General features: G+C 63.6%; 26 protein-coding genes. 19 read left to right on the top strand and 7 right to left on the bottom strand.

Features of this window, described 5'->3' with window-relative positions; all coding sequences use genetic code 11:
* Positions 1-230: 230 nt before the first annotated feature.
* Both AC1Z32_RS25055 and groL read left to right on the top strand, forming a co-directional pair.
* Positions 231-521, top strand: coding sequence for a co-chaperone GroES (locus AC1Z32_RS25055; protein ID WP_006999126.1), 291 nt, complete (start codon positions 231-233; stop codon positions 519-521).
* Between the two features lie 101 nt (positions 522-622).
* The gene (gene groL / locus AC1Z32_RS25050; RefSeq protein WP_483481440.1) at positions 623-2,263 is read left to right on the top strand and encodes a chaperonin GroEL; all 1,641 of its coding nucleotides are present in this window, start codon (positions 623-625) and stop codon (positions 2,261-2,263) included.
* 128 nt (positions 2,264-2,391) lie between these two features.
* On the opposite strand, the gene AC1Z32_RS25045 is transcribed toward groL, so the two are convergent.
* Genes AC1Z32_RS25045 through thiD form a run of 3 tightly spaced genes read right to left on the bottom strand, consistent with a single transcriptional unit; the run spans position 2,392 to position 4,531 of the window.
* On the bottom strand, positions 2,392-2,811 hold the full coding sequence (locus AC1Z32_RS25045; protein ID WP_483481439.1) for a hypothetical protein: 420 nt from the start codon (positions 2,809-2,811) through the stop codon (positions 2,392-2,394).
* A gap of 25 nt (positions 2,812-2,836) precedes the next feature.
* Positions 2,837-3,613: a DUF72 domain-containing protein gene (locus AC1Z32_RS25040; protein ID WP_483481438.1), complete on the bottom strand. Its 777-nt coding sequence runs from the start codon at positions 3,611-3,613 to the stop codon at positions 2,837-2,839.
* A gap of 42 nt (positions 3,614-3,655) precedes the next feature.
* Positions 3,656-4,531: a bifunctional hydroxymethylpyrimidine kinase/phosphomethylpyrimidine kinase gene (gene thiD, locus AC1Z32_RS25035; protein ID WP_483481437.1), complete on the bottom strand. Its 876-nt coding sequence runs from the start codon at positions 4,529-4,531 to the stop codon at positions 3,656-3,658.
* A gap of 318 nt (positions 4,532-4,849) precedes the next feature.
* Here thiD and AC1Z32_RS25030 point away from each other — a divergent pair, with 318 nt between their 5' ends.
* Positions 4,850-5,020: a rubredoxin gene (locus tag AC1Z32_RS25030; RefSeq protein WP_025527884.1), complete on the top strand. Its 171-nt coding sequence runs from the start codon at positions 4,850-4,852 to the stop codon at positions 5,018-5,020.
* Positions 5,021-5,340: 320 nt separating this feature from the next.
* Positions 5,341-6,747, top strand: coding sequence for a hypothetical protein (locus tag AC1Z32_RS25025; RefSeq protein WP_483481436.1), 1,407 nt, complete (start codon positions 5,341-5,343; stop codon positions 6,745-6,747).
* Here AC1Z32_RS25025 and AC1Z32_RS25020 read toward each other — a convergent pair.
* A complete protein-coding gene (locus AC1Z32_RS25020) occupies positions 6,744-8,240 on the bottom strand; it encodes a cryptochrome/photolyase family protein (protein WP_483481435.1) in 1,497 nt (498 codons plus the stop codon). The two genes, AC1Z32_RS25025 and AC1Z32_RS25020, sit on opposite strands and share 4 nt — an antisense overlap.
* Positions 8,241-8,270: 30 nt before the next feature.
* Between AC1Z32_RS25020 and AC1Z32_RS25015 the strand changes: the two genes are divergently transcribed.
* From AC1Z32_RS25015 to AC1Z32_RS24990, 6 genes are read left to right on the top strand one after another with little or no spacing between them, the layout of a single operon-like run.
* On the top strand, positions 8,271-8,849 hold the full coding sequence (locus tag AC1Z32_RS25015; protein WP_483481434.1) for a YqgE/AlgH family protein: 579 nt from the start codon (positions 8,271-8,273) through the stop codon (positions 8,847-8,849).
* A complete protein-coding gene (gene ruvX / locus AC1Z32_RS25010; protein WP_483481433.1) occupies positions 8,846-9,292 on the top strand; it encodes a Holliday junction resolvase RuvX in 447 nt (148 codons plus the stop codon). Before AC1Z32_RS25015 ends, ruvX begins: the two co-directional genes overlap by 4 nt.
* Positions 9,279-9,788: a bifunctional pyr operon transcriptional regulator/uracil phosphoribosyltransferase PyrR gene (gene pyrR / locus AC1Z32_RS25005; RefSeq protein ID WP_483481432.1), complete on the top strand. Its 510-nt coding sequence runs from the start codon at positions 9,279-9,281 to the stop codon at positions 9,786-9,788. Before ruvX ends, pyrR begins: the two co-directional genes overlap by 14 nt.
* Before the next feature lie 42 nt (positions 9,789-9,830).
* Entirely contained in the window at positions 9,831-10,856 is a 1,026-nt protein-coding gene (locus tag AC1Z32_RS25000) for an aspartate carbamoyltransferase catalytic subunit (protein ID WP_483481431.1), read from the top strand.
* A gap of 9 nt (positions 10,857-10,865) precedes the next feature.
* On the top strand, positions 10,866-12,143 hold the full coding sequence (locus AC1Z32_RS24995) for a dihydroorotase (protein WP_062613090.1): 1,278 nt from the start codon (positions 10,866-10,868) through the stop codon (positions 12,141-12,143).
* 2 nt (positions 12,144-12,145) lie between these two features.
* A complete protein-coding gene (locus tag AC1Z32_RS24990) occupies positions 12,146-12,976 on the top strand; it encodes a lysophospholipid acyltransferase family protein (RefSeq protein WP_062613092.1) in 831 nt (276 codons plus the stop codon).
* Here the strand turns inward: AC1Z32_RS24990 and iscB are convergent.
* On the bottom strand, positions 12,929-14,338 hold the full coding sequence (gene iscB / locus AC1Z32_RS24985; protein ID WP_483481430.1) for an RNA-guided endonuclease IscB: 1,410 nt from the start codon (positions 14,336-14,338) through the stop codon (positions 12,929-12,931). The two genes, AC1Z32_RS24990 and iscB, sit on opposite strands and share 48 nt — an antisense overlap.
* A gap of 294 nt (positions 14,339-14,632) precedes the next feature.
* Positions 14,633-15,496 (bottom strand): symmetrical bis(5'-nucleosyl)-tetraphosphatase, encoded by an 864-nt coding sequence (locus tag AC1Z32_RS24980; protein ID WP_483481429.1) that lies wholly within the window; start codon positions 15,494-15,496, stop codon positions 14,633-14,635.
* Positions 15,497-15,851: 355 nt separating this feature from the next.
* Here AC1Z32_RS24980 and rfbB point away from each other — a divergent pair, with 355 nt between their 5' ends.
* Genes rfbB through rfbD form a run of 4 tightly spaced genes read left to right on the top strand, consistent with a single transcriptional unit; the run spans position 15,852 to position 19,241 of the window.
* On the top strand, positions 15,852-16,913 hold the full coding sequence (rfbB, locus tag AC1Z32_RS24975) for a dTDP-glucose 4,6-dehydratase (protein WP_483481428.1): 1,062 nt from the start codon (positions 15,852-15,854) through the stop codon (positions 16,911-16,913).
* Positions 16,914-16,924: 11 nt separating this feature from the next.
* Positions 16,925-17,818 (top strand): glucose-1-phosphate thymidylyltransferase RfbA, encoded by an 894-nt coding sequence (rfbA, locus tag AC1Z32_RS24970; RefSeq protein ID WP_483481427.1) that lies wholly within the window; start codon positions 16,925-16,927, stop codon positions 17,816-17,818.
* Positions 17,803-18,354 (top strand): dTDP-4-dehydrorhamnose 3,5-epimerase, encoded by a 552-nt coding sequence (rfbC, locus tag AC1Z32_RS24965; protein WP_483481426.1) that lies wholly within the window; start codon positions 17,803-17,805, stop codon positions 18,352-18,354. Before rfbA ends, rfbC begins: the two co-directional genes overlap by 16 nt.
* The gene (gene rfbD / locus AC1Z32_RS24960) at positions 18,351-19,241 is read left to right on the top strand and encodes a dTDP-4-dehydrorhamnose reductase (protein WP_483481425.1); all 891 of its coding nucleotides are present in this window, start codon (positions 18,351-18,353) and stop codon (positions 19,239-19,241) included. Before rfbC ends, rfbD begins: the two co-directional genes overlap by 4 nt.
* A gap of 51 nt (positions 19,242-19,292) precedes the next feature.
* On the opposite strand, the gene AC1Z32_RS24955 is transcribed toward rfbD, so the two are convergent.
* Positions 19,293-20,189 carry a glycosyltransferase family 2 protein gene (locus AC1Z32_RS24955; protein ID WP_483481424.1) on the bottom strand — a complete coding sequence of 299 codons (897 nt, stop codon included), beginning with the start codon at positions 20,187-20,189 and terminating at the stop codon, positions 19,293-19,295.
* Between the two features lie 104 nt (positions 20,190-20,293).
* Here AC1Z32_RS24955 and AC1Z32_RS24950 point away from each other — a divergent pair, with 104 nt between their 5' ends.
* From AC1Z32_RS24950 to AC1Z32_RS24930, 5 genes are all read left to right on the top strand, one after another.
* Positions 20,294-22,861: a glycosyltransferase family protein gene (locus AC1Z32_RS24950; RefSeq protein WP_483481423.1), complete on the top strand. Its 2,568-nt coding sequence runs from the start codon at positions 20,294-20,296 to the stop codon at positions 22,859-22,861.
* Complete coding sequence (locus AC1Z32_RS24945) at positions 22,849-23,823, top strand: CgeB family protein (protein ID WP_483481422.1); 975 nt, start codon at positions 22,849-22,851, stop codon at positions 23,821-23,823. The genes AC1Z32_RS24950 and AC1Z32_RS24945 overlap by 13 nt, the downstream gene beginning before the upstream one ends.
* A 14-nt stretch (positions 23,824-23,837) precedes the next feature.
* Positions 23,838-24,737 (top strand): glycosyltransferase family 2 protein, encoded by a 900-nt coding sequence (locus tag AC1Z32_RS24940; RefSeq protein WP_483481421.1) that lies wholly within the window; start codon positions 23,838-23,840, stop codon positions 24,735-24,737.
* 95 nt (positions 24,738-24,832) lie between these two features.
* Positions 24,833-25,636, top strand: a complete 804-nt coding sequence (locus tag AC1Z32_RS24935) for an ABC transporter permease (RefSeq protein WP_483481420.1) — start codon at positions 24,833-24,835, stop codon at positions 25,634-25,636.
* A 7-nt stretch (positions 25,637-25,643) separates the two neighbouring features.
* Positions 25,644-26,357 carry an ABC transporter ATP-binding protein gene (locus AC1Z32_RS24930; protein WP_483481419.1) on the top strand — a complete coding sequence of 238 codons (714 nt, stop codon included), beginning with the start codon at positions 25,644-25,646 and terminating at the stop codon, positions 26,355-26,357.
* Positions 26,358-26,384: the final 27 nt, after the last annotated feature.

The following is a 26,384-nucleotide window of genomic DNA, read 5'->3' as shown; positions in this document are numbered from 1 at the left end:
CGATCACGGCACCCGAATAACCGCATTCATTGATCAGACGTTTCGCAAGCGTTTCGGTGCCTTTGTCCTACGGGATTTCCCCGCTCGCCCCCCTCCTTGAAATTGTCAAACTCGGTCCATATAATTGGCACTCACTGCACGAGAGTGCTAACAAGATTTCCGTCCGGCGAGATCCTTCTCAAAGGACGGGTTTTCCCGCGTTTTCAGTCTCAATCAAGAGAGGAGTGTGTATGAATCTTCGTCCTTTGCACGATCGCGTCATCGTCAAGCGTCTGGACCAGGAAACCAAGACCGCATCGGGCATCGTGATTCCGGAAGCCGCGGCCGAGAAGCCGGATCAAGGCGAAGTCCTGGCCATCGGCCCGGGCAAGCGCGATGACAAGGGCGCGCAAATCGCCCTCGACGTGAAGGTCGGCGACCGGGTCCTGTTCGGCAAGTACGCTGGCCAGACCGTCAAGGTCGACGGGCAGGAACTGCTCGTCATGCGCGAAGAAGACATCATGGCCGTTCTGGTCAAGTAAGGATCCTTCCTGCACGTTTGGCTTCGTTTCAATAGCCGCAGCCTTTTGACAGGCGCGAGAAGCGAAGCCCGCAAACCGAATCGAATCAAGGAGTTTGGATAATGGCAGCTAAAGAAGTCACTTTTGGCGATTCCGCACGCGCCAAGATGGTCGAAGGTGTGAACATCCTGGCCAACGCGGTCAAGGTCACGCTGGGTCCGAAGGGCCGCAACGTCGTGCTCGAGCGCTCGTTCGGCGGCCCGACGGTCACCAAGGACGGTGTCTCGGTCGCGAAGGAAATCGAACTGAAGGACAAGCTCCAGAACATGGGCGCGCAAATGGTCAAGGAAGTCGCTTCCAAGACCAGCGACAACGCAGGTGACGGCACCACGACCGCTACCGTGCTCGCGCAATCCATCGTTCGCGAAGGCATGAAGTACGTCGCATCGGGCATGAACCCGATGGACCTGAAGCGCGGCATCGACAAGGCTGTTACGGCCGCCATCGAAGAACTGCGCAAGATCAGCAAGCCCTGCACGACGAACAAGGAAATCGCGCAAGTCGGCTCGATCTCGGCGAACAGCGACACGTCGATCGGCGAGCGCATCGCTGAAGCGATGGACAAGGTCGGCAAGGAAGGCGTCATCACCGTCGAAGACGGCAAGTCGCTCCAAGACGAACTCGACGTCGTGGAAGGCATGCAGTTCGACCGCGGCTATCTGTCGCCGTACTTCATCAACAACCCGGACAAGCAAGTCGCCGTCCTCGAAAACCCGTTCGTGCTGCTGCACGACAAGAAGGTGTCGAACATTCGCGACCTTCTCCCGGTGCTCGAGCAAGTCGCGAAGGCTGGCCGTCCGCTGCTGATCATCGCTGAAGACGTCGAAGGCGAAGCGCTCGCAACGCTGGTCGTCAACAACATCCGCGGCATCCTGAAGACTGTTGCTGTCAAGGCTCCGGGCTTCGGCGACCGTCGCAAGGCCATGCTGGAAGACATCGCGATCCTGACCGGCGGTCAAGTGGTTGCGGAAGAAACCGGCCTGACGCTCGAGAAGGCAACGCTGGCTGAACTGGGCCAGGCGAAGCGCATCGAAGTGGGCAAGGAAAACACGACGATCATCGACGGTGCTGGCGAGGCCGTGAACATCGAAGCGCGCGTGAAGCAAGTGCGCAAGCAGATCGAAGAAGCGACGTCGGACTACGACCGTGAGAAGCTGCAAGAGCGCGTGGCCAAGCTGGCCGGCGGCGTTGCAGTGATCAAGGTCGGTGCTGCGACCGAAGTCGAAATGAAGGAAAAGAAGGCACGTGTCGAAGACGCACTGCACGCAACGCGCGCAGCTGTGGAAGAAGGCATCGTGGCTGGCGGCGGCGTTGCGCTGATCCGCGCTCGCAAGGCAATCGACGGCCTGAAGGGCGCGAACGCCGACCAGGACGCTGGTATCAAGATCGTCCTGCGTGCGATGGAAGAGCCGCTGCGTCAGATCGTCACGAACGGCGGCGAAGAAGCTTCCGTCGTGGTGGCAGCTGTTGCTCAAGGTTCGGGCAACTACGGCTACAACGCGGCGACCGGCGAGTACGGCGACCTGGTTGAAGCCGGCGTCGTCGACCCGACGAAGGTCACGCGCACCGCGCTGCAAAACGCGGCATCGGTGGCAGGCCTGCTGCTGACGACCGACGCAGCCGTCGCGGAACTGCCGAAGGAAGACGCTCCGATGCCTGGCGGTATGCCCGGCGGCATGGGCGGCATGGGCATGGACATGTAACTCGGCTTCGGCCCGATTACACGGTTCATCTCAGCGCCGGCGCGCGCTTCGTTTCTCACGAAGCGAAGTTCGCGCAGTGAAAAAAAAAGCCCGCAGCGATGCGGGCTTTTTTGCGTCCATACAGTGCGCTACTTGTTCATCTCCTCGCGCAGCTTCTGCGCGGCGGCCTTGTAGTCATACGTCGGATAAAACTCAATGCGATACCCGCCCCACGCGGTGCTCTCGATCGCGCGGTTCACCTCGCGCAGGCGCTCGGCGGGCACGCGCAACGTCACCACCTGACCAATGCCCATCATCACGTACCACGACACCACTTCGATGCCCGGCGGCGGGAACTGCTTGAAGTAACCTTGCTCCTTCAATTGCTGGTTGATCTGCGGCAGCGTCTTCGATTCGTCGTGCCTGAGGAAGATCGTCAGCAGGAAAGTGCCGTCGCCGGCGGGCGTGGCGCCGGGCGGCGGCGCGGCGTTTTGCGCTTGAGCGGGCAGGGCGAAGTGGAAGAGGAACGCCGCAAACGTCACGTGAATTAGCCGCGCAATCCGTCGCATCGGGATTTCTCCTCAGGAAGAAACGCTACTTGTGATGCACCCGCAACCGCTCCATCAGATGCAGCGCGTTGGGCTGCGCGTTGCCCTCGGCGGTATTGTCGAAGACGCACCAGACCTCGGGCGTCTTTTTCGCGCGCGCGTGCAGCGTATGGGCGAGATCGTCGAGATAGGTGTAGTCGTAGGAAGACTTGTAGATCTCGGGTGAGCCATGCAGCCGCACATACACGAGCGACGCGTCCGCGCGATGCTTGATCTCGCATTCGTCGGGGATCGGGTCGGCGTCCACATAGGCGATGTGGTGCGACTTCAGCAGCGCCGCCGCGTGCGTCGTGAACCAGCCGTGCTCGCGCGCCTCGCATGCGACAGGCAGCTTCGTGCGTTCGCGCAGCGCCTTGAAAAAAGCCTCGGCGATGTCGTGATCGAACGGCAGGCTCGGCGGCAGTTGCACGAGCCAGCAGCCGAGCTTGTCGCCGAGTTGTCCGGCTGTGTGGAGAAATTCGTCGAGCAGCGCTTCGGTATCGACGAGGCGCGCGTCATGGGTGATCGCCTTCGGCAGCTTGACCGAGAAGCGGAACGACTCGGGCACGCTCACGGCCCAATGCGCGTAGGTCTGCTCGCGATGCGGCTTGTAGAAGCTGGAGTTGATTTCGACGCACGTCAGCACGCGGGAGTAGCGCTCGAGATGCGTGCCTTCGTGAGGAAAGCTCACGGAGACGGCGCTCGACAGGCCCCAGCCCGCGCAGCCGATGCGGATCGCGCCTTGCGGGCCGGGCTTGTGCAGATGGGGTAGTCGGTATGGCATGCGCTCGCGTTGCCTCCGTTATTGTTCGTTTCTTCGTGTCGCTCAGTGTCGCGCTTCTCCAGGCAGTCCCGTGGGATCGTCGGACAACGAGGAGGCTTCGCTGTCTTCGTCGGCGTCGTTCGAGCGCGCCCAGAAAAACCGGTCCGGCAGATACGCGCCCATGCCGGGCCGGAACGCGGCGCGCGCGGCCTGGAACACGTACTCCTGCGCTTCGCGTGCCGCTTCGGCCGGCTCCTGGCCGTTCGCGAGCAAGGCAGCGACAGCCGAGCCGAGCGTATCGGTCAGCCCCATGATGCGTTGCACGCCGCGCTCCCACGTATCTTGCCGCACCTGGCCTTCTTCGCTGTAGAGCGTGTTCACGTGCCGGTGCGTGCCGGTTTCCATCGCGAGCACGTACTCGCAGCCCTGCGCCAGGATGTGGGAAATCGCGGAATCGAGCGTCGGCGATTCGGCGTCGCTATCTGGCTGCGCGAGTTGCAATAACGTGGCGTGATCGGCAATCAGCATGGTCGTCTGCGGAACGAGCAAATCGGCGAGGGATTCGCGAAGCTCGTCAGCGGACAGCACGTGTTCGTCGTCGAGCGTGAAATCGGGCGCGAGGATCAGCGGCACGTCGTCGTAGTCGGAGACGACTTCGGCGATGGCGGACACGAGCTCAGCGCGAGTCGCCGCGCCGATCTTGAACGCGGAAACCGGCATGTCCTCCAGCAACATGCGCGCCTGGGTCGCGACGGTGTCCGGGTCGAGGCCGGTGACTTCGTCGCAGGTCGCGGAGTCGCGCACCGCGTAGCCGGTGAGCACGGTCACGCCATGGCAGCCCATGCTCGCGAGAGTCAGCAGATCGGCCTGCAGGCCCGAGCCGGCGGTGGGATCGGAGAGGCCGAAGGTGAGTACGATCGGTGGGGAATCGCCGGTCATGGCAAAAGCGGACATTGTGATATTGGATTGCTTAATGGACGATCGGACGACTGGCTCGAAGCGGGCTCGTCGGCGCCAGAGGCGCATGAGCGAAGGCCCGCCCGGTCATGTCTGATTATGCGGCCTAATGCGGTCCGTCTGTTCTCTTTGCGTACTTTTTTCCGGCGCGCTAGCCTTGGGCACCGGCCCGGCCGCGGACCGCCGTTTCGACCGATATCACGGTCCCCGAGAGGCGGGCGGGCTGCTTGCTAGGCATCGACACGGCAACACGGTACCATCATGGCCTAATTTCAATCGACCAATCGACGCGGCATAAGTATGGAATACAGAAGCTGGATGTGCCTGATCTGCGGCTGGATCTACGACGAGGAGGCGGGATTGCCTGAAGAGGGCATCGCGCCGGGCACCCGCTGGGAGGACGTTCCGATCAACTGGACCTGTCCCGAATGCGGAGCCCGCAAGGAAGATTTCGAGATGGTTCAGATCTGATCTTGTCGTTCTGCCGCGCCGCATGACTCGCGTCATGCGGCGCGCGTTTTTTGCGGGCCGCGTTCGCGCAGCCCGCCCGATTTCCGATTTTGCAGCGTAAAGGCGAGTTCGTTGCGGCATTGCCGGCGCCGCCCGATGTCGGCGGTTGCATTCCGCACCCGCTCGTGCCCGTTAAGGCCTACGCTAGGTGTAGAAGGAGCGGGAAATCGTCCGCTCGCGGCGAACCCCGGATGTGACGGCGTCCGGCATCCCGCCTACCGATGATGCAAATCAACCGTGTGCGCCGGCGGCGCCCGCGAACCGGCTTGTGAGCGCCTGTTATGACTTCTCGTCCCGATCTGCCCGTTCCGTTCGATGCCCTGCCCAATCCGCGCGGCGGGTCGGTGCGACTCGCCGAAATGGCGCTCACCGACGCGCTGCACGCGTTTCAGCGCCAGGGCGAAACCGGGGCTGCGTTGAAGCGCGCCATCGCCGCGCTGCATTCGGCGGGATGGCTGCCCGCGCAGCGCTTCGCCGAGGCGCTCGCGCTCGTCGCGCCGCTCGGCGAAGAGTCGGAGGGCAGCCGTGCGCGCATCGCGGAGTCGCTCGCGGTGTTCGGCGCGGCGGTCGAGCGCCACAACTTGCGCGAACTCTCGTGCTCGACGGCGCTCTTCGATCACTATCGCGGCCTGCATGCGCTGCTCGCGACGCACACGCGCGTCGCACCGGTTTCATACGACGACCTCGCGCTCGCGGGCCGCGCGATCGCGCCGGCTACGCTGCGCGGCATCGCGCCCGAGCGCCTCGCCCGCGTGCGCGCGCATTACGAGGAGACGCTGCTCAAGCTGCTGCGCGGCCCCGCCGAAGAATCCGCCGATGCCTTCGCACGCCTCGATGCCTGTCTCGACGAACTACGCGGCACCGATCCCTACGATTTCTGGCGCCTTGCCACCTCGACGGTGCGCGCGTTACGCGAGCGCGCGGCACGCAACGGCGTCGGGCTCGACCATGCCGCCGACCACATCGCCGATGCAAAGCGTCTCTACGCGCGCTTCAACCTCGTGCTGGCGGATCAGGCGCACGCGCTGTCGTATGCGCCGCGCTCGCTCGTGCGCGCGACGCTCGCGCTCCTGTGGCGCGATTTCGCGCTGTACGGCGCAACGCCCGAAGACGCCGAGCATGTCGATGTCCTGCGCGACTACGGCCTGACGGTGGCGTGGCACGTGGCCGCGACGCCGGCATCGGAGGCGGCGTGGGAAGAGGGCGCGGCGCACGCCAGCGAGGAAGCCTCGCGCGACGCGGCGACGCGCGACCTCGGCGTGCTGCGCGTGAACGCGGCCGCTTACGAGGACTTCCTGCAGAGCGCGGAAACGTCGATCGACGTGCTCGTCGAGCGCGGCACCCAGGCGAGCGAAACCGGCACGGTCGATGAGGCGGCGGCGCTCTCGGCGGCGAACGCGTCGCACCGGCTGGGCACGGCGGCTTGCGCGCTGGGCCTCGGGCATGTCGCGCTGCTCGCCGACACGCTCGGTCTCGCGTGGCGGCGCGTCGCCCATCATGGCGAAACGCACGCCGATGGCGCCGAAGGCGCGACGCGCGGACTCGACCCCACCGTGCCCGAGCGCGCGGCGCAAATGCTGCGCTCGATGCTGCATCAGGCGGCGGCCGGCATCGCGCCGTCCGAAGGGCGCGGGTCGATCGTTGCGCTCACCGCGATGATTGAGAAACCGACGCCGATCGCGCGTTAATCCTCATCGTCCTCGCGTGGCGCGACGCGTTTCGCGCCCGGCCCCCGCACGACGTCATAGCGCGCGAGCGTGCGCTTTCTCGCGGTGTCGTGATCGACGACCGGCTGCGGATAATCGGCGCCGAGCGCGATCTTCGCCGCCTTGAGCGCGTCCGGCTTCGCGAGCCACGGCGCGTGGATATCGCGATCGGTCAAGCCTGCGATCTCCGGCACGTAATGCCGGATGAACTTGCCTGCCGTATCGAATTTTCGCGACTGCGTGACCGGATTGAAGATCCGGAAGTACGGTTGTGCATCGCAACCGCTCGATGCCGCCCATTGCCAGCCGCCGTTGTTGTTCGAGAGTTCAAAGTCGTTCAGCAGCGCTTCGAAGTAAGCCTCGCCGCGCCGCCAGTCGATGCCGAGATCCTTGGTCAGAAAGCTCGCCACCACCATGCGCAGACGGTTGTGCATATAGCCCGACGCGTTGATTTGCCGCATCGCCGCATCGACGATCGGATAGCCCGTCTGGCCCCCACACCACGCGGCGAAGTTCGCATCGGCAGCATCGCCGGTTTCCCAGCCGATGCGGTCGTACTCCGGCTTGAACGCGCGATGATCGCCAGCCGCGCCCACGTGGGGAAAATGGTGCAGCACGGAGAAATAGAACTCCCGCCAGATCAGCTCGCCGAGCCAGGTTTCGGCGCCCTTGTCGCCGTGGCGCTGCGCGTCGTGCGCGGTGCGGGCGAGCGCGCGGATGGACACGGTGCCGTGCCGCAGATGCACGCCGAGATAGCTCGGGCCTTTCTGAGCAGGGAAATCGCGCGTGCGGCCGTAATCGGTCATGCGTTCGCGAAAGTCGTCGAAGAGCGTGTAGGCGCCGCTCGCGCCCGCGGGAAACGCGGGGCCGCGCGCATCGGGAAAACCGAGCGCGGCGAGCGACGGCATCGTGTGCTTCACGCCCGACGGCGGCCTGGCCAGCGCGCTCAGATGATCTTCCGATGCATACGGCTTCAGCGCATCCGGCGTGAGCGTCGCGAGCCATTTGCGCTTGTACGGCGTGAAGACGGTGTAGGGCCTGGCCGCGCCTGTCATCACATCGTCAGGATCGAAGACCGCCTGATCCTTGAACGTGAAGAATGCGATGTCGTCGCTCGCGAGCTTGTTCGCGACGGCTTCATCGCGCGCTTTCGCGTCCGGCTCGTAATCGCGATTGGCGAACACCGCGTCCGCGCCGCACTCACGCGCGAGCGAAGGAATATCCTGTAAAGGGTGGCCGTGCCGCACGATCAGCGCGCCGCCCGCGTCGCGCAACGTGCGATCCAGTTCGACGACGCTCGCGTGAATGAACGGCACTCGACGGTCTTTTTTGTCGAGCGGCGCGAGAATTCCGCGATCGAAAACGAAGGCGCACAGCACGCGGCGGCACCGTGTGAGCGCGTGATAGAGTGCAGCATTGTCTGCCGCGCGCAGATCCCGCCGAAACCAGACCAGACCCACATCAAAGTCGGCCATCTCGCAGCGCCTTTGTTAAAATTCTGAATTATGTCCAAGACTCCCGATCGCATCAATTTGACGAATCAGTTCCTGATCGCCATGCCGAACATGGCGGATCCTACGTTTTCAGGAACGGTGGTCTATCTTTGCGATCACACTGAGCGCGGCGCGTTGGGGCTCGTCATCAACCGGCCCACGGACATCGATCTCCAGTCGCTCTTCAACCGCATCGATCTGAAGCTCGAGATCGAGCCGCTCGTCCATTTGCCCGTGTATTTCGGCGGTCCCGTGCAGACCGAGCGCGGCTTCGTGCTGCACGAGGCGAACGAGGGCGAACCCTACAGCTCGTCGATGAGCGTGCCCGGCGGGCTCGCCATGACCACGTCGAAGGACGTGCTCGAAGCGGTCGCGAGCGGCAAGGGCCCGGAGCGCTTCCTGCTCACGCTCGGTCACGCCGGCTGGGGCGCGGGCCAGCTCGAAGAGGAAATCTCGAAGAACGGCTGGCTCACCGTGGAAGCCGATCCGCGCATCATCTTCGACGTGCCCGCCGAAGACCGCCTGGAGGCGGCGCTCTCGCTGCTCGGCGTGTCGCGCTCCATGTTGTCCGGCGAAGCAGGGCACGCATGAGCCGCGAAGCCACGCTGCTGGCATTCGATTACGGCGAAAAGCGCATCGGTGTCGCCGTCGGCAATACGCTCACGAAAAACGCGCGTGCGCTCGTCACGCTGGAAAACCGCAATCGCGAATATCGCTTCGTCGAAGTGGGCAAGCTGCTCGACGCGTGGAAGCCGGACGCAATCGTCGTCGGCATGCCGATGCATCCCGACGGCACGCCGCATGAGATGAGCGCGCTCGCGAAGCGCTTCGGCAATCAGGTGAACGGCCGTTTCAACGTGCCCGTGCAGTGGGTGGACGAGCGCTATTCGTCCGTCGATGCCAAAGCCGACCTGCGCGAGCGCGGCGCGCGCACCAACGCGCGCGGCCGCTTCGACGAAATCGACGCCGAAGCCGCCCGCGTCATCCTTCAACAATATCTCGACGGACTTGCCGACGATCATGAGTTCCATTGACGCCGAAGCGCTGTACCGCGCGCTCGTCGACCAGATTCGCGCCGTGTATGGGCAATCGCTCGCCGCGCCCGACGGCGCCGTGCTCGCTGGCATCTACAGCGGCGGCGTGTGGCTCGCCGAACGGCTCGCGAAGGACTTGAACGCGCCGCACATCGGCGTGGTGAACGTGGCGCTGCATCGCGACGACTACGCGAAGAAGGGCCTGCACAGCCAGGCGCGTCCGACCGAATTGCCTTTCGACGTGAACGGCCGCCGCATCGTCCTGATCGACGACGTGCTCTCGACGGGCCGCACCGTGCGCGCGGCGATCAACGAGCTGTACGACTACGGCCGTCCGGCGTCGATCGATCTCGCGGTGCTCGCCGATCGCGGCGGGCGTGAAATGCCGATCGGCGCGCGCTTCACCGGCGGCACGGTCGATGTGCCCGCGAACGAAAACCTCGTGCTCAGGCAGCGCGAAGACGGCGCGTTCGAATTCATGACCGAAGCGCGCTGACCGGCGCTCGCAGCCTCTTTCCAAGTAACACCCGGGATCACCATGAATACCGCCACTCAGGGCGCAACCGAGACGGGCGCGCCCACGCAAGACAAATTCCGGTACGGCTTTCTCAAGGGCAACCCGCAACTCACGAAGAACGGCGAGTTGAAGCACCTGTTGAGCATCGAAGGATTGCCGCGCTCCATCGTCACGCACATTCTCGATACCGCCGAGCAGTTCGTGAGCGTCACCGATCGCGAGGTGAAGAAGGTGCCGCTCCTGCGCGGCAAGTCGGTGTTCAACCTCTTCTTCGAAAACTCGACGCGCACGCGCACCACGTTCGAAATCGCGGCGAAGCGGCTCTCGGCGGACGTGCTGAACCTGAACATCAACGCGTCGTCGACGAGCAAGGGCGAATCGCTGCTCGACACGATCAACAATCTCTCCGCGATGCACGCCGACATGTTCGTCGTGCGTCACGCATCGAGCGGCGCGCCGTACCTGATCGCCGAACACTGCGCGCCGCACGTGCACGTGATCAATGCGGGCGACGGCCGTCACGCGCATCCGACGCAGGGCTTGCTCGACATGTACACGATCCGCCATTACAAGCGCGACTTCACGAAGCTGCGCGTGGCGATCGTCGGCGACATCCTGCATTCGCGCGTCGCGCGCTCGGACATTCACGCGCTGACCACCCTCGGCGTGCCCGAAGTGCGCGCGATCGGACCGCGCACGCTCCTGCCCGGCAATCTCGACCAGATGGGCGTGCACGTCTATCACAATCTCGACGAAGGCCTGAAGGGCGTCGACGTGATCATCATGCTGCGCCTGCAGAACGAGCGCATGAGCGGCGCGCTGCTGCCGTCCGCGCAGGAGTATTTCAAGAGCTGGGGCCTGACGCCCGAGCGTCTCGCGCTCGCCGCGCCCGATGCCATCGTGATGCATCCGGGCCCGATGAACCGCGGCGTCGAAATCGACTCGCAAGTGGCCGACGGCCCGCAGTCGGTGATCCTGAATCAGGTGACCTTCGGCATCGCCGTGCGCATGGCGGTGATGGGCATCGTGGCCGGCAACAGTGATTAAGAAATCGATATGAAGATCCAGATTCAAAACGGCACGATCATCGATCCGGCCGCGGGCACCGAAGAGCGCAAGGACGTATTCATCGCGGCGGGCAGGATCGTCGGCCTGGGCCAGGCGCCCGCCGATTTCCACGCCGCGAAAGTCATCGACGCGTCCGGGCTGCACATCGCGCCGGGTTTCGTCGATCTGTCCGCGCGCCTGCGCGAGCCGGGATTCGAGCACAAGGCGACGCTCGAATCCGAAATGGCCGCCGCGATGGCGGGTGGCGTGACGAGCCTCGTGTGCCCGCCCGACACCGATCCGACGCTCGACGAGCCCGGTCTCGTCGAGATGCTCAAGTTCCGTGCGCAGAAGCTGCATCTCGCGCATGTGTATCCGCTCGGCGCGCTGACCGTCGGCCTGAAGGGCGAGACCATCACCGAGATGGTGGAGCTGACCGAAGCAGGCTGCGTCGGCTTCTCGCAAGCCGATAACCCGATCGTCGATACACGCACGCTGCAGCGCGCGCTGCAATACGCGACGACTTACGGCTACACCGTGTGGCTGCGTCCGCAAGACGCGTACATGTCGAAGGGCGGCGTGGCCGCGAGCGGCGCGGTGGCGTCGCGGCTCGGGTTGTCGGGCGTGCCGGCGGCGGCGGAGACTATCGCGCTGCATACGATCTTCGAACTGATGCGCGTGACGGGCGCGCGCGTGCATCTGTCGCATCTGTCGTCGGCGGCGGGTGTCGGTCTCGTGCGCGCGGCGAAGGCGGAAGGGCTCGCCGTGTCGTGCGACGTGACGATCAACCACGTGCATCTGACGGACATCGACATCGGTTATTTCGATGCGCAATTCCGCCTCGATCCGCCGTTGCGTCAGCAACGCGACCGCGAAGCGATTCGTGCCGGCCTCGCGGACGGCACCATCGACGCGATCTGCTCCGATCACACGCCGCTCGACGACGACGAGAAACTCCTGCCCTTCGCCGAGGCGACGCCCGGCGCAACGGGTCTCGAACTGCTGTTGTCGCTCACGGTGAAGTGGGCGCACGAGGCGAACGTGCCGCTCGCGAAGGCGCTCGCGCGCATCACGTCCGCGCCCGCCGACGTGCTGAAGCTGCCCGCGGGCCGCATCGCGACGGGCGCGATCGCCGATCTGTGCGTTTTCGATGCGGCAGGCGCATGGCGCGTCGATCCGCAGAAGCTGAAGAGCCAGGGCCGCAACACGCCGTTCCTCGGCTACGAGCTGCCGGCGCGCGTGCGTGCGACCGTCGTCGGCGGTCACGTCGCTTACGAGAGCCGCTGAACATGGGCGTCACGCTGCGCAAGCTGCGGCTTCTCGTCCACTTGCTGTACGGCATGTGGATCGTCGCGATGCGCTTTCCGCGCGCGTCCGCGAGCGAGCGCAGCGAGTTGAACCGCGTGTGGTCGCTCGAGATGCTGCGGCTGTCCGGCATGAAGCTCGTCGTTCACAACGACGAAGCGCGGCTCGATGCTGGCGTGCTCGTCGTGGGCAATCACATCTCGTGGATCGATATCTACGTGATCAATGCGTGGCGTCCGACGCCATTCGTGTCGAAGGCCGAAATTCGCAAGTGGCCGGTCGTCGGCTGGCTCGCGCATCAGCTCGACACGGTGTTCGTTCAGCGCGAGAAGCGCAGCGACGCGAAGCGCATCATGCACGAGCTGGCCGAGCGGCTGCTCGCCGGCGAAATGATGTGCGTGTTCCCCGAAGGCACCACGACCGATGGCCGGTCGCTGCTGCCGTTTCACGCGAACCTGTTTCAGGCGGCGGTCTCGGCGTCGTGCCCGGTGCAGCCGATCTGCCTCATGTACGAGGATGCGCAGGGTAGGCAGTCGACCGCGCCCGCGTATATCGGCGATATGTCGCTCAACGATTCGCTCGATGCGCTCTTGCGCGCGGGAAAGGTCACCGCGCATCTCTACGTGTGCGATCCGCTCGCGCCGGGCGCAGACCGGCGGCTGCTCGCGAGCGAGGCGCAAGCGTCGGTGAGCGCGGCGCTGGACCGGATGCGCGGCGCACCGGCCGTGCTCAGCGATGCGCTGGCCGTCGAAGCTGTCATTACGTCTTCATCCGGCTGCGGGGAAAACCACGGCCTTCAGACGGGCGAAGGATAGCGCGCCGCGCGCAGCACGGGGTTCATCCACGTCTCCCTTCGGTAAGCCTAACCTTGTGTATCCGTAGCCGTCGCTACGTTGAATCAACCGGCAATGGCGATGGACAACGCCTTGCACCACATTCCCAGCCTGTTGAATGTTGAAGCTGCCGGCGGCGCGTACCGCCACTCGGCCGACATGAGTACCGGCCTTCTTACCGGCGGGCACTTCGGCACGCACGAGGTCTCCGGTTTGGAAGCCGTGTAAACGCTTTTTTCGCGTCAGATATCCGCGCGGAAAGCCAAATCGGTCAAGTCGTGTGCGTTGGTAACTGCCGCGGCCGGTACAGCTGACTGACAGGGTCGGCTTTTCCCAGTCTGTCACGGCAGACAGTGCGCCCACACAGGCGGCGTCGAGGGCATGTGTTTTCGGTACACCGAGCGCCATCCGGTTGAATTTGGTGCGCCCGCCTGAGGCAAGCTCCACGGGCAGATCGGTCGCTTTCAGCGCGTTGGTCAACGCCCAGCGGGTGGCGTTCACCGCTGCTGCATCCTTCAGCGGACGCTTTGCTTGAGCCAAAATGCCCGCCAGCCGCGTTGGCCGCTTTTCCAGAAACACATCGACAGGCAGCGCACCCTTTGCTCGGTTGCAGGGCTCGCAGGCCAGCGCAAGATTGGACACACGATGGGTGCCGCCACGCGCCCGAGCCACGATGTGCTCTATCTGCAACGGCGTGTCTTTCACGTCGCAGTAGGCACAACGCCGACCCCACTTCTCCAGTAGGTATTCGCGGATTTCGTAGCCCGCCAGCGTGCCCTGCTGATATCCAACGCCCCTGACTTCCGGGTTTTCGATCAGTTGCGTATCGAAGCGCACTAGCTCGCTGGAGAGCGCCGTTACAGGTGCCCAGCGCCTAATACGTCGTACCCACGTCATCGCGGTATCGACCCGGTGCTGCAACGAGGGTGCAAGCCAGTCCGAAGACCGGGTGCGGTTCAAGAAGCGCGGTGCACGGTAGCGCAGGTTGCCGCGTCGCCGGCGACGCATGGCTCCGCGCGCAGTCAGCGCCTCACTGATTTGCCGACCGCGGTGAACCAGTTCAAAAAGGCTAAGCACGGCCGCGCCGCGGCCAAGCTCGCCGCTTGCCGTGTCGAGCGCTTCAGTGTCGCGCACGATGGCGAGCCCGCTGGTCTTACTGCCGGGGTCGATCTTGAGGCGCAACGGCTGAAGCTGGCTGGAGGCGGCGTCGCGGTCCGTGAGCCGGATCACAAACGGCACCACGCGATGCACACGTGCGCGACCCAGGGCGAGCAACAGCCTCGCGCGTTTCTCACTGCAAGGCATCAACGCCCGGCCTTTTCGGTCCAGTACAAAAACAGCCACAACGACTCCAATAGTTATTGCTGCCGGAATCCGCCCATCGCGGTTGCCCTTACGGGCCTTGTAACGCATACCTTCCGGTATGGCTCCCCTCGACCATGTTGTGCAGCAGGCGAAGCCTTCGCTTCCGTCGCAGCCCGTTTCGTGCCTACCCGGGGCTTGTCTGCTGCTGCGACTTCCAGAGCGTCGAACTGAGGAAGCATTCAACGGTGGGTCTGCTGTCTCTGCACAACGTAGCGCCTTCCAGCGCTAGGTCTGGTCAACCTCGAGCTTGTGGGCTTCGACAAGCTCCGGCCTCTAAGTGCCGGGGTGATTGACCGAGCAACTCACCTGCGTGACCACACGTTGCGCGGGATCGGCCGTCATGCGCACGGCCGACAGCTTGTTGCCCCACACGCAGCCTGAATCGAGGCACAGCACGTCGTCGCGGATCATCAGGCCGAGCGCAGCCCAGTGACCGAACACGATCGTGACGTTCTGGGTGCGGCGCCCCGGCACGTCGAACCACGGCATATAGCCGGGCGGGGCGGCCTTGGGGCCGCCGTTGTTGGCGAACTCCATCGCGCCTTCGGACGTGCAGAAGCGGATGCGCGTCAACGCGTTGTAGATCACGCGCAGGCGATCGATGCCCGTGAGCGTGTCTTCCCATCGATGCGGCTCGTTGCCATACAGATCCGCCAGCGTTTCCTTCCAGTTCGGCGCGCGCAACGCCTGCTCGAGTTCGTGCGCGAGCTCCATCGTCATCGTGGCGTCCCATTGCGGGAGCACGCCCGCGTGGACCATCAGCACGTTGTTCTCGAAATGTGCGACCGGTTTGTGCCGCACCCATTCGATGAGATCGGCGGCGTCGGGCGCGTCGAGGATTTCATCGAGCGTGTCGCCTTTCTTCGGCTTGCGCAGACCAGCCGCGACTGAAAGCAGATTGAGATCGTGATTGCCGAGCACGACTGTCGCGCGCGAGCCGAGCGCGATCACTTCGCGAAGCGTCTGTAGCGACTTTGGCCCGCGGTTGATCAGATCGCCCGCGAACCAGAGCGGCGTGCCGGGCTCGGGCGCGGCTTTTTTCAGAAGCCGATGGAACGGGTCGCAGCAACCTTGGAGGTCGCCGAACACGAGTGGCGCGAGGGATGCGTCGATGCAGGAAGTCAGTGCGTCGGTCATCGAAAGTGATCAGTGTTGAGAAGCCGCGAAATCCGGCTCCGACATAGAATATCCGGGCATTATGAAACAGGCGGTGAGTTACTGTCTGCTCAATACAAAATGTTGAATATCGGCCAGCAGTTACACATTGCAACGCAGTTCAACCATAAATCGCCAGCTGTATCAAGTTGTTATGTGTGTAGTTTTTGCATGGCCTTGCCTTATAATTAACAGTTGGCCGGGCCACGGACATTGTGGATAGCTTCGGTCAGGGTTTCCGGCCGGCTTTCAGAAAAAGCACGGTCGCGCAAATTTTTCTCGGTTCAATACGCGTTCGGGGCGGCAATCTGCCTGAAGGCAACACAGAGGGCTATTCATGATTCTCGTGACGGGCGGCGCCGGTTTTATCGGCGCCAATTTTGTTCTGGATTGGCTCAAAGGCTCGGATGAACCCGTTCTTAACGTCGACAAGCTGACGTACGCGGGCAATTTGGGAACGCTCAAGTCGCTCAAGGACGACGTCCGCCACGTGTTCGAGCGCGCCGACATTTGCGATCGCGAAGCCATCGATGCGCTGCTCGCAAAACGCAAGCCGCGCGCCATCCTGCACTTTGCCGCCGAGAGCCACGTCGATCGTTCGATCCACGGCCCGGCCGATTTCGTGCAGACGAACGTGGTCGGCACCTTCACGCTGCTCGAAGCCGCGCGCATGTACTGGAGCAAGTTGCCCGAAGACGAGAAGCAGGCGTTCCGCTTCCTGCACGTGTCCACGGACGAAGTGTTCGGCTCGCTCTCCGCCACCGACCCGCAATTCTCGGAAACCACGCCCTACGCACCGAACAGCCCGTACTCGGCGACCAAGGCCGGCTCTGATCATCTCGTGCGCGCGTATCACCATACGTACGGCCTGCCGGTCTTGACCACCAACTGCTCGAACAACTACGGGCCGTACCAGTTCCCCGAAAAGCTGATTCCGCTGATGATCGCGAACGCGCTCGCGGGCAAGCCGTTGCCCGTCTATGGCGACGGCCAGAACGTGCGCGACTGGCTGTACGTGGGCGACCATTGCTCCGCGATCCGCGAAGTGCTCGCGCGCGGTACGCCTGGCGAGACATACAACGTCGGTGGCTGGAACGAGAAGAAGAACCTCGAAGTCGTGCACGCGCTGTGCGACCTCCTGGACCGCGCGAAGCCGAAGTCGAGCGGCTCCTATCGCGACCAGATCACTTACGTGAAGGACCGTCCGGGCCACGATCGCCGCTATGCGATCGACGCGCGCAAACTCGAGCGCGAGCTCGACTGGAAGCCCGCCGAAACGTTCGAGACCGGTCTCGCGAAGACGGTTCAGTGGTATCTGGACAATCAGGCGTGGGCCGACGAAGTCGCTTCCGGTGAGTACCGGAAGTGGGTTGAGACGAACTACGCGCAGCGCGCGTAAGGGGGCTGACGATGGCGCGCAAAGGCATCATTCTTGCCGGCGGCTCTGGCACGCGGCTATATCCGATCACGCATGCGGTGTCGAAGCAGCTTCTGCCGGTCTACGACAAGCCGATGATCTACTACCCGCTGTCGACGCTGATGATCGCGGGCATTCGTGACGTGCTCGTCATTTCGACACCGCAGGACACGCCGCGTTTCGAGTCGATGCTCGGTGACGGCAGCCAGTGGGGCATGAATATCCAGTACGCGGTGCAGCCGTCTCCGGACGGGCTCGCGCAGGCGTTCATCATCGGGCGCGAGTTCGTCGGCAACGATCCCTCGGCGCTGATTCTCGGCGACAACATCTTCTACGGCCACGATCTGGCGAAGCAACTGGAAGGGGCCAACACCCGCACCGATGGCGCGACCGTGTTCGCCTATCACGTTCACGATCCCGAGCGCTATGGCGTGGTCGAGTTCGACCAGCAGTTCCGCGCGTTGTCGATCGAAGAGAAGCCCGCGAAGCCTCGTTCGAACTACGCCGTCACGGGTCTCTATTTCTACGACAACCAGGTGTGCGACATCGCTGCGGACATCAAGCCGTCGGCGCGAGGCGAGCTCGAAATCACCGATGTCAACTCGCGCTACCTCGAGAGCAAGAAGCTCGACGTCGAAATCATGGGACGCGGCTATGCGTGGCTCGACACCGGCACGCACGATTCGCTGATCGAGGCGGCCACGTTCATCGCGACGCTGCAGAAGCGTCAGGGTCTCGTGGTGGCGTGTCCCGAGGAAATCGCGTATCGCAAGCAGTGGATCGGCGAGGAACAACTGCTTGCGCTCGCGAAGCCCTTGTCGAAGAACGCATACGGTCAATATCTGCTCAATCTTCCGAAGGACCAAGTCGCATGGCCATCCAAGTAACCGCTACCGCGCTGCCGGAAGTCAAGATCATCGAGCCGAAGACGTTCGGCGATGCGCGCGGCTTCTTCTACGAAAGCTTCAACGCGCGTGAGTTCGCCGAACATGTGGAAGCGGGCGTCGAGTTCGTCCAGGACAATCACTCGCGTTCCGCGAAGGGCGTGCTGCGCGGGCTGCATTATCAGATCCAGCATGCGCAGGGCAAGCTCGTGCGCGTCGTGGAAGGCGAAGTGTTCGATGTCGCCGTCGATATCCGCAAGAGCTCGCCGAACTTCGGCAAGTGGGTCGGCGTGAATCTGTCCGCCGACAACAACCGACAATTGTGGGTGCCGCCGGGCTTCGCGCACGGCTTCGTCGTTTTGTCGGAGCGCGCGCAGTTTCTCTACAAGACGACCGACTACTGGTATCAGGCCCACGAACGCAGCATCGTCTGGAACGATCCGGAAATCGGCATCGAATGGCCGATCGATTTCCCGCCGATGCTCGCGGCGAAGGACGCGGCGGGCAAGCGCCTCGCGGACGCGGAGGCGTTTGCATGAGCGCCGCGCAGGAGAGAACGATCCTCGTCACGGGCGTGAACGGTCAGGTCGGCTTCGAGTTGGCTCGCACGCTTCAGGGGCTCGGCCGCATCGTTGCGCTCGACCGCAAGCAATTCGATCTGGCCGACCTCGATCAGATCCGCACCGTAATCCGCGACGTGAAACCCGCGCTGATCGTGAATCCCGCGGCGTACACGGCGGTCGATCAGGCGGAACAGGATACCGACGCGGCCATGCGCGTGAATGGCGAAGCGCCTGGCGTCATTGCCGAAGAGGCGCGCAAGCTGAACGCCGCGTTCCTGCATTTCTCGACGGACTACGTGTTCGACGGCACGAAAGCGGATGCCTACGTGGAAACCGACGCGACCAATCCGCAGAACGTCTATGGCTCCAGCAAGCTCGCGGGCGAAGAGGCGATTGCGCAGGTCGGCGGCGCATCGCTCGTTTTGCGGACGAGCTGGGTCTACGGGCTGCGCGGCAAGAACTTCCTTCTGACGATGCTGCGTCTCGCGGCCGACAAGCCCGCGCTGCGCATCGTCGGCGATCAGCACGGAGCACCGACGTGGAGCAAGTCGATCGCGGCGCTCGTTGCGCATATCGCGGCGCAAGGCGCGGCCGGGGGCGCCGACTGGTGGAGCGCCAAGGCGGGTGTGTATCACCTGTGCGCGGGCGGATCGACGACGTGGGCCGAGTTCGCACGGAGCATCTTCGATCTGGCCGCGCTCGACAAGAAGCCGGCCGTCGAGCCGATTCCCGCGAGCGAATATCCGACGCCCGCCAAGCGGCCCGCCAACTCGTGCATGTCGTGCGGCAAGCTCGAAGCGGCATTCGGCGTGCAGGTTCCGCAGTGGGACGACGCGTTGCGGCTTTGCCTCGCGGAGCGTTGATGGCGCGAGGCTGACGTTCGCACGGCTCACGGACCGTTCCGGGCGCACGGCTTACTGGTACTTGCCGGTTACGCCGCGCAGTCCGTCGCGAATGCCGCGCGACATCATGACGAAGTCCTCAGCGCGGCGTTTGGACATCGTGCTGAAGATCAGGAACTTGATGCCCAGACGCGTCATTTCGCTGATCTTCCAGGCGAGCGAGATGTAGGGCCGGCGGCACAGCAGCACGGCGTTCCGATAGTAGTAGTAACGGCGCACCGGCTTGTGCACGGCGAGACGAAGGCCCGCCACGTCCAGCGCTTCCTCGCCGATGCGGTGCTCCATGCGCACATCGAACGCGCCATAGCTCTGGAAGCCGGCCGCTTGCGCGCGCAGTCCCCATTCGATATCGACGTAATCGATGAAGAGCGACTCGTCCATGTTGCCGATCTTCTTGAGCGCGTCGAGCGACAGGAGCGCACCGGACGAGATCAGATAATCCGCGGTCGTCCAGGTGCCGTTGCCCGGATCGCGTTTGCGCCGTGGAATGCCGAACTTGAACTCGATGAACGGTAGAAAGATACCGCGATTGTGCTCGAAGAAATACGGGCCGATCTGCGCGACGGGGCCACGCTGAGAGAGGCGGTCGTGATGCTGTTCGAGCGCTTCGATCATCCGCTCGGACGGCGCGCTGTCCTGGTCGAAGATGGCGCAGAAGTCGAGACCGCTTTCGGCTTCGGCGGCGATCAGCCCGCGGTTCAGCGCGGCCGCGATGCCTTCGTTGCTCGTCATGCGGATGACGCGGCAATCAGTGGAAGGAAGCTGATGTTGCCAATGCTCGATATTCGTCGACGCATTATCGACGACGTAAATCGTTCGTACCTGCGGGGAAAGCGATCGAATCAGTCGGGCCAGCGGTTCGGGCTCGGGCTCATATGTGACAATGACGGCGGCAGTGCGGCGAGACAAGTGATGAGGTCCGAGTGAATAATTCAGCTTAAGGGTAATCGAATAGACAGTCGCCGGTCAATGAAAGGGATTCGGGCCCCCGAGCGCGAACATCTGGAATATTCATGACAAGCCATAAATATCGGGTCCTGCTACTTGACACCAAGTTTCGCAACCCCAATCACTATATTTGCATTGCACTGCGCGAGGCGCTCGCGCGTTCCGGCGAAGTCGAATTCGTCATCAAGGCGGATGCGCTCGATGCAATCGAACTCGCTTATCGCAATCAATGCGATCTCTTCATCGCATTCGATGGAGAAGAACTCGATACCGTTCTGTGCGCCCGGCTCACGCACGCGTGCGGACGCTCGATTCTCTGGGTGACGGAAGATCCTTACGAGATCTCGGTCAACAAGCGCAACGCGGAAATCTTCGATCTCGTTTTCACCAACGATTCGTCGAGCGTCGCGGAATACGGCGCGAAAGGCCGCCATCTTCCGCTCGCGGGCGCGGTGGAGTTTCACGACATCCCCGTGCTTCCCGCCGACAAACCGTTGCGCTACGAACTGTTCTTCGCGGGCACGGCATGGCCGAACCGCACGGCCTTCGTGCGCTCCATTCTCGGCGACATGCCCGCCGACTGGCGCTTCAAGCTCGCGCTGCCGGTGAACGAGCATTTACCGCCGCGCAAGGTCGATCTGCCCGAGAGCCTCATCACGTGGCGCACATCGCCGCCGGATTTTGGACGCTTCGTCAATCGCTCGGCCATCACCATCCTGCTGCCTCGCGTGTTCTCGGCGTCGGGCAACAAGGAGTTCGCGGAAACGCCGCCGCCGCGCCTGTTCGAAGCGGCGCTCGCGGGCGGCGTGCAACTGGTGCAGGAATCGCTCGCGGAGGTCGCGCTGGCGTTCGAGCCCGGTCGCGAGATCGTGCTGTTCTCCGACGCGCAGGACTTCATTCGTAAGGCGTCGGATGTCATCAACGATCGCGGATATCGCAACGAGATCGCGACGGCGGCGCGTGAGCGTGCATTGCGCGACCACACCTATGACCGACGTGTGGCGACGATGCTCCACGAAGCCGCCAGCCTTTCCGCGCGGCCGCTCGTTGGCGATACGTCCGCGTTCACCGCTCAGACGAAGCCCGCGCGCAAGACGCTTCTTTTCGTCAGTCATAACTACGTGGCGCGGGGCGATTTCGGCGGCGTCGAGATTTATCTGGACCGCTTGCGCGCGCAACTGGGCGACGAGTTCGACATACTGTTCTTCGTTCGCGGCAATGCGGGCGAGCACTGGGATGCGCTGCTGCTCGATCAGAACTATGCGCTGCTGAAGCGCTATACGTTCAAGGAGCCTTACGCGGTGCAAATGCTGTCGTCGCCGGAGAGGGAAAAGGCGTTTCGCGCGATGCTGATCGAACGCAAAGTCGACTTCGTTCACTTCCAGCATTTCATCGGGCACCCGCCCTCGCTCGTGCATATCGCGCGTTCGCTCGGCATTCCGACCGCGATGACGATTCACGACTATTTGCCCGTCTGCAACGAATATCAGTTGATCTCGTTCAAGGGCGAATTCTGCGGCGCACCAGATGTGTCGCTCGCGCAATGCGATCTGTGCCTGTGGAAAAAACGCCAGATTCTGCCCGGCTCGCAGGCGGCGCGCCGCGCGTTCTGGAACGGCGTGCTGGAGGCGGCGGATCTGATCTTCTTCAACACCGAAGGCGTGCGCAATCTGGTCCATGCGATCTATCCGGCGGTGCGTCAGCATGGCGGCGTCCATGTGCTGCCCGTGCCGATCCTCGACGACGACACGGTCAACGCACCTTCACCACGAACGCCGAAGCAGCCGAATCAGCCGCTCAAAGTCGCGCTGCTCGGCAATGTGACGGTCGGCAAGGGCGGCGATCTCTTCGCGCCCGCCGCGGCCGCACTGGCGACCGCGCCCGTCGAATTTCACGTGTTCGGCCGACTGGACGACGAATACGCCTACCTCGCCGAAAAGGCCGCATTCCCCAACGTCTTCGTGCACGGCACGTATTCCGCGGACCAGCTTCCCGCCGAACTGCTCGATTGCGACGTATCGGTGCATGTGTCGATCTGGCCGGAAACATACTGTCTGACCTTGTCGGAGGCGTGGCAAAACGGCATCGTGCCGATCGTCTCGGATATCGGCGCGCTCGGCGAACGGGTCAGGAATCGCGTCAACGGCCTGAAGATCCGCGTCGGCGCGGAAGGCGATCTCATCAACGCGATCCGGCTGCTCGCCGAAGATCGCACGCTGCTCGCGAGCCTGAAGGCGAACATCGACGCGCAGCAGCCCGGCGTGCTTTACCCGACGCTCACGCCGCATGTCGTCGCATTGAAAGAGCAGTACCGGCAGCTGTTCCGCGATCTATCGCATGCCGACGGGCCTGCCGCCGAACCGCGCGCGGTGGGCATCGCCGAGCTCGGCATCGTGCTGCAATCGACCTCGTGGTTCCAAGGCGGCGCCGCCCCGCGACTGCCCGCGACGCAGGCGTCTTCCTCGACGTCATCGTTGCAGTCAATTGCGGCGGCCGTCGTGCCCAGCCAGATCATGAACGAGCTGCGGCGCTCGAAGCTGCGCAATGTCCAGGCCTATTACGCGGCGCATGGCTTCAAGAACACGGCGAAGCTGCTGGCAAAACATGCAAAAAGGATCTTATGGACACGATAGAACGTGTGCTGGTATGCAGTGCATCGCCCGATTCGATCAACAACAACGCGCAGTTGCGCGGCTACGTCGCCGAAGGGTTCAGTGAGCTGATGAGCGCGGCGGCCGTTCGCGTCACGTCGCTGGAAGCCGCCGAATTCTGCGCGGAAGAGTTCGCGCCGCAACTCGTGCTCGTATTTGGATCGTGCATGCCCGCGGTGAGCGTCTATCACGGTCTGAAGAACTATTGCCTGCGCACGGGCGCGTGCCTCGCGTTCTGGCTGCACGACGATCCTTACGAGTTCGACTTCAACTACAAGATCCTGCACGTCGCGGACGTGATCTTTTCGAACGACCGCTGGGCTGTCACCCACTATCAGCATCCGCGCGTTCATCATGTGCCATTGGGCGCGAGCAGGCGGGATCACTATCGCGCGCCGCGTCCGTCGAAGGATCGCGATGTGTTCTTCTGCGGCGTGGGCTTTCCGAACCGCGTCGGATTGCTGCGCGACTGCGCGCCGGCCTTGTCCGGGGTGAACGTCGAAGTGCTCGGCGCCGAATGGCCGGCGGAGATCAGGTTCGCGCGCAATGAGCGCGTCGAGAACCGCCTGTTGCCCGACTACTACGCGAGCTCGCTTCTGACGCTCAACATCGGACGCCGCTTCGATCTGGCCAATGCGCGTTTCAATCTCGATGCGCCGACGCCCGGGCCGCGCACCTTCGAAGCCGCGATGGCGGGAACGGTTCAGTGCATGTTCGTCGAAGGTCTGGAAATCTACGACTACTTCGATCCCGACGCCGGTGAGATCTTGCTCTTCGATTCGCCTGCGGAATTGCGCCGGCATGTCGACATGCTGCGCGACGATCCCGCCAGGGCAGTCTCGATCGCGGGCGCGGCGCAGCGGCGCGCGCTCGCGGATCATACTTACGCGCGCCGTGCCGAGCGCATTCTTTCCTTGATCGCGCAGCACGCGGCGAGCTTATGAACGAGGCGGGCGCAATGCGCGCTGGGCATCGAACGATCATCGCCGTCGTCGTGACGATGAATCCGGATGCCGCCACCTTCGAAGCCTTGCTGAGCGCGACGCGAGCGCAAGTCAGCGCCATCATCGTGATCGATAACGGCTCTCGGGCCGACTCGCTGCAACAGATCGAGAGCCTGTGCGACGGGCGCGCGGCGCTGCACGCGCTGCCGGAAAACATCGGCGTCGCGGCAGCGCAGAATCGCGGTATCGAGCTGGCCCGCGCCGCGAGCGCGACGGACGTGCTGCTGCTCGATCACGACAGCGTGCCTGCCGCGCGCATGGTCGCAGAACTGAGCGCGGCGGCCGACGCGCTGACCCATTCCGGGATCGCGGTCGGGGCGGTGGGGCCCGCGATCGTCGACCGGCAGTCGGGGACGGCCGCGCCGCTGCCGCAAATCGTCGATGGCGCCGTGCGGTTCGTCCCTATGCCATCGCAGCCGACGCCATGCGAGTATCTGATCGCGTCCGGCACCTTCGTGTCGGTCGCGGCCTTCGATGCGGTGGGACCGCTGGACGAGGCGTACTTCGTGGATCAGGTCGACATCGAATGGTGTCTGCGCGCGAAACGGGCGGGCTTCGCGTTCTATTGCGTGCCGCAGGCGCGTCTGGAACATGCAATCGGCGACGAATCCGTCTCCTTCTGGTTTCTCGGGCGGCGTGAGCTCGCGGTGCACGGCCCGCGCCGCGATTACTTCTATTTTCGGAATTCCATCCGGCTGATTCGCACGGCAGGCGTACCGAAGCCGTGGAAGCGTTTCTGGGCGCGCCGGCTGATCAGGCTTTTCGTGCTGCAGATTCTGTTCGTGCCGCCAAGATGGGCGAGGGCAGGCGCGATGTGCACGGGCGCGGCGGAAGCGCTGCGCGAGTCGCACTGAACGCGGTGTGCGGCGAGCACGGATTCGGCAAGTCGGCGGTGCCTTGGCGAAAATGCATTCGGCTACAATACAAGGCTAAATTTCAGCAAGCAGGCATGGACACAACCTCAATCAACCGCTTCAAGGGGCTGCGCGATCTCGGAGACGCGCTCGCGAACCCGCATCTCTGGGCGCTGCTCGCGTGGTATGACATCCGTCAGCGGTATCGCCGCTCGATACTCGGACCGTTCTGGGTCACGCTCTCCACCGGCATCATGATCGGCACGATGGGCGTGTTGTGGTCCGTGCTCTTCAAGAACGAGGTCAAGTCGTTCCTGCCGTTCTTCGCGATCGGCAATGTGGTGTGGACCTTCTACGCCGCGCAGATCAACGAAGCGTGCACCGGCTTCACGCAGTTCGAATCGACGATCAAGCAGATTCGTTTCCCGATGGGCGTCTATCTGCTGCGCATTCTGATGCGCAACCTGATTATCCTCGCGCACAACTGCGTGATCATCGTGATCGTCCTCGCCGTGCTCGGTCCCAGTCTGACGTGGCACGCATTGTTCGCGTTGCCGGGACTGCTGCTCGGCACTGTCGCGATGCTCGGCATTTCGATGATCGTGAGCGTCTTCTGCACGCGCTTTCGCGACATGCCGATGATCATCCAGAACGCGACGATGGTGCTGTTCTACGTCACGCCCATCATCTGGCGTCCCGAGGCGCTCGGTGAAAAGCATCAATGGGTGGCGCAGTACAACCCTTTCGCGCATCTCATCGAGATCGTGCGGGCGCCGATCATCAACGGGTATTTCCCTCTGGATTCGTGGATCTGGTCGCTGGCGACCACTTTTGTACTTCTCGTGATCGGCATCGCGCTGCAAGGGCGTTTCCGTGACCGGATCGCATACTGGCTGTGAGTCTTCGATGAGTGATTCATACATTCGCGCGCAGAACGTCGTCGTCGAATTCCCGATCTACAACGCGTCGCACCGTTCGCTGCGCAAGTCGCTGATGCGCGCGACCACCGGCGGGCGCGTCGCCGCGGACGCCGCCAAGCGCGTGACCGTGCGCGCGCTCGACGACGTGTCGTTCCAATTCAAGCCGGGCGATCGCATCGGGCTCGTCGGCCACAACGGCGCGGGCAAGACCACGATGCTGCGCGTGCTGGCGGGCGTGTATCCGCCGGTGGGCGGATCGCTGGAAGTGCGCGGCCGGATCGTGTCGCTGATCGATCTTTCCCTCGGCATGGATCACGAGGCGACCGGCTACGAGAACATTTTCCTGCGCGGCATCATGATGGGCATCAAGCCCAGCGAAATCGAACGCAAGCTCGATGAAATCGCCGAATTCAGCGAACTGGGCGAGGATTTCCTCAACATGCCCGTGCGCACGTATTCGAGCGGCATGCTGCTGCGCCTGGCCTTTGCGGTATCGACATCCATTCATGCCGATATCGTGCTGATGGACGAATGGCTGTCCGTCGGCGATGCCGCGTTCAACGAGAAGGCGGCCGAGCGTCTCGACAAGGTCGTGGAGAATTCGTCGATCCTCGTGCTGGCTTCGCACTCGCCGACGCTTGTCGAGAAGATGTGCAATCGCGTACTGACCTTCCAGCACGGACGCATCGAAGAACGCTGATTCTCTCTTCGGGCCGTCGCGCCCGAT

Source organism: Caballeronia sp. 11_S32 (genome assembly GCF_056930355.1).
Note: the sequence above shows the minus strand (reverse complement) of the source record. Positions and strands in the feature narration are given on the sequence as shown.